The sequence below is a fragment of the Azospirillum isscasi genome (assembly GCF_030849505.1).
In the GTDB taxonomy this organism is placed as follows: Bacteria; Pseudomonadota; Alphaproteobacteria; order Azospirillales; family Azospirillaceae; genus Azospirillum; species Azospirillum isscasi.
The window spans coordinates 1-2762 of the sequence record NZ_JAUJFI010000298.1 but is presented as its reverse complement, the minus strand read 5'-3'; the positions used below and the strand labels follow the sequence as shown (position 1 = coordinate 2762).

Annotated in this window: 3 protein-coding genes and 1 pseudogene; 1 reads left to right on the top strand and 3 read right to left on the bottom strand. The window is 54.9% G+C overall.

The genetic code is table 11. The features are described from left to right. Nucleotides 1-85: 85 nt before the first annotated feature. The 3 genes from QSG27_RS28360 to QSG27_RS28350 form a co-directional block, all read right to left on the bottom strand. Nucleotides 86-586 carry a hypothetical protein gene (locus QSG27_RS28360; RefSeq protein WP_306712135.1) on the bottom strand — a complete coding sequence of 167 codons (501 nt, stop codon included), beginning with the start codon at nucleotides 584-586 and terminating at the stop codon, nucleotides 86-88. Between the two features lie 36 nt (nucleotides 587-622). After that, nucleotides 623-1414: a hypothetical protein gene (locus tag QSG27_RS28355; RefSeq protein WP_306712132.1), complete on the bottom strand. Its 792-nt coding sequence runs from the start codon at nucleotides 1412-1414 to the stop codon at nucleotides 623-625. A 102-nt stretch (nucleotides 1415-1516) separates the two neighbouring features. After that, nucleotides 1517-1744: a DUF6471 domain-containing protein gene (locus QSG27_RS28350; protein ID WP_306712130.1), complete on the bottom strand. Its 228-nt coding sequence runs from the start codon at nucleotides 1742-1744 to the stop codon at nucleotides 1517-1519. A 116-nt stretch (nucleotides 1745-1860) separates the two neighbouring features. Between QSG27_RS28350 and QSG27_RS28345 the strand changes: the two are divergent. Continuing rightward, nucleotides 1861-2694 (top strand): annotated as a pseudogene (locus QSG27_RS28345) (IS1595 family transposase); the annotation flags it as partial. Nucleotides 2695-2762 lie beyond the last annotated feature (68 nt).

The window sequence follows — 2762 nt, the reverse complement described above, 5'->3', positions numbered from 1 at the left end:
AAACGGGCGGCGGAAACGCCATTTCCAAGCCTCAGCAGAGGCAAAAAGCCGAAATATGTTCGTTTTTCCGCGACCTGTTAGCAGGCTAATGAATACCTGCTTTCGCTGGCTCTTCAATCGCCTCTTCTTCCGCAGCGGCGGACTGCCGAGTTGGCAAAATCGGCCCTATGGCAAAGACCGAAGCAACAATATCATAGAGAACAATAATATAAGCCGCCAAAACTGTCAGCGACAAACCAATGATAAACGACTGAACACGAATATCTCCGGCCTCCTCTTTGAGAAACATTAAAATAATTGCAACAAGGAAGAAAGTGATTAGCAGATATGAGCTTTGCGCTATCTCTCTCCGCGCCTCGGAGAAATATAGCATATTCCTGCGCTCTTCAATTTGATTGAGCGCTAGGTGTATCTGGCTGGCCGATGCGATCGTGATCGACATAATGACGCCAAGCGTAGCAATAAGCTCATGGTTAATGAAGCCCTGCAAGAACTTGTTGCCAGTGAGGACGGCTGGCGCGCACACAGACATAGCCGAAAGCACGCCAATAAGAGCTATAAGAGCGCAAGCTGCTATTGCATTCATCGTCCAAACAGCCTCCTAACGAAGGCCATCCAGTCATCATTGACTGGTCACTTCAATATCTATATCATCATCAACTGTTTTGGTCAATATCCTCTTCTCGCTATCGTAAACCGTTTTCTTTCCTCTTTTCACGACAGCCCTGCCGCCTCCTTCGCTTATGTAGTCATAGGACGTCTCAATGCGCTTCGTTTCAAGATTAAGTGCGCCATCTCGATTTCTTAGGCGGAGCGACATTTCTTCAGTATTGGTGTCCGCATGCACTCTGTGCATTGCGATATCAATCGTGCGCTTTGACCGAAAGATGTTTGGGGAAAGATAGGTGAACGTTGCCTCTGTTATTTTTCCGCGGTTAGCGTGTACAACTCGCCAAAACTCGTTTCCATCGGACAGAGAATTGGTCGAGATCAGCCAATCGCCGAACTCGCGTTTGTGGTTTAGCGCATCGGCCAGCCCGCGAACCAACGCCATCGGAGAGCCAACCTCCCCATTGTGCTGAATTGCAACCTTCTGCCCGTCAGGATGATCTTCAAGATCAACGAACACATTTGAGACGCGCCAAAATCGATGCACCGTTGGAGCAAAGCCTGAAGATGGCGGCAGGTTTTCAACGCGCTCCCTCTGCCTGCCAATGAGCCCAACGGAAAACCCGTCTATTATACCAAACGGAAGGTAGGTGAATACTTGTCGGCGCGCTGAGAATTTGACTTCTTGCGACATTTTGTCCGCAAGATAATCCGACCGCCCCAATACGGGGGGCGGCAGACGCTCTCCGGAAAAGAGACCAACCTCATCGCGCGTCAGAAACAGACGTAGGAACTGATATTTCATTGATCGACCCCGCCAGCTATCGTGCTGTTAGGGTTGTCGCCGCTACAGTTAAGCGCCGGTTAAGGCTGCGCTCCCACGCATGAGCGCATACTTCGGTATGCGCTAGTCTTTTACATGGATAGTCTTTACGTCGATTGCGTCAAGGCACTGCAACAGGAAAATGGCAGTGAACCGTCCCCGGCTGATCTTGTTCGCAATGGCGGCTGGCGTCTCATTCACCCCCACCTCTTGGAGCTTCTGTGCCAACTGCTCATAGGTGACGTTTCGCCGCTTCAGTTCGGCTTTCAGCAGCCCTTTCACGCGAGCGGCCCATTCGTCCTCAGTCTTCATATCATCCTCTCAGATACGGCATGCGCATATCATATTTGATAAGAAGCTGTTGACAAGCTCAGACTTGGTGCTTATCATATCCGACATAAAACAACCGAATATGATAAGAGAAACCCATGTCCCAGCACTTTCTCCTTTCCGCGGCCGCCCGGAGCATCTCGCTCCGCTCGGTGTTGCGCATGGAAGAGGCTGAGGCTTGGGACGTCTTCCAGCGCATCCGGTGGGACAGCACGGGCGGCAAGCCGGTGTGCCCGGAGTGCGGCTCCCTGATCTGCTACGACGTGTCGCGCGGCTCCCGCCCGCGTTACCGTTGCCGTGACTGCCGCAAGGACTTCACGCCGACGAGCGGTACCCTGTTCGCCTCGCACAAGCTGCCGATCTTGGTCTATTTGGCCGCCATCATCTTGTTCGTGAACGCGGCCAAGGGTATCAGCGCGTTGCAGCTCGGCCGTGACCTGGATGTCTCCTACAAGACGGCGTTCGTCCTGTGCCACAAGCTGCGTGAGGCGATGGCGACGGAGACGCGCGGCATGATCGCCGATGGCGAAGTCGAGGTGGACGGCTGCCACGTCGGCGGCTACGTCAAGCCGGCCAACTTCAAGGAGAACCGCCTCGACCGCCGCAAGGCGGTGAACCAGAACGGCAAGCGCCGGGTGGTGGTGGCGATCCGCGACCGCGACGGGCGGACCCTGACCAGCGTGTTCAAGTCCGAGGACGAGGCGACAGGCTTCATCGCCTCGCGTGTCGCCAAGGGCTCTACCATTCACGCCGACGAAGCCGCCGCGTGGAATGCTCTGCATGCCCGTTTCGAGATGAAGCAGATCAACCATCAGGAAGCCTACAGCGCGGACGGCGCCTGCACCAACATGGCGGAGTCGTTCTTCTCCCGCTTGCGCCGCGCTGAGGAAGGTCAGCACCACCACATCAGCGGCGCCTACCTGGGCGGATTCAAGCGGTCGTCGCAACGGCCTGAGGAGGGAGGTTGCGATGAAGACGCGGAAGCGGCGATCTGATCGAT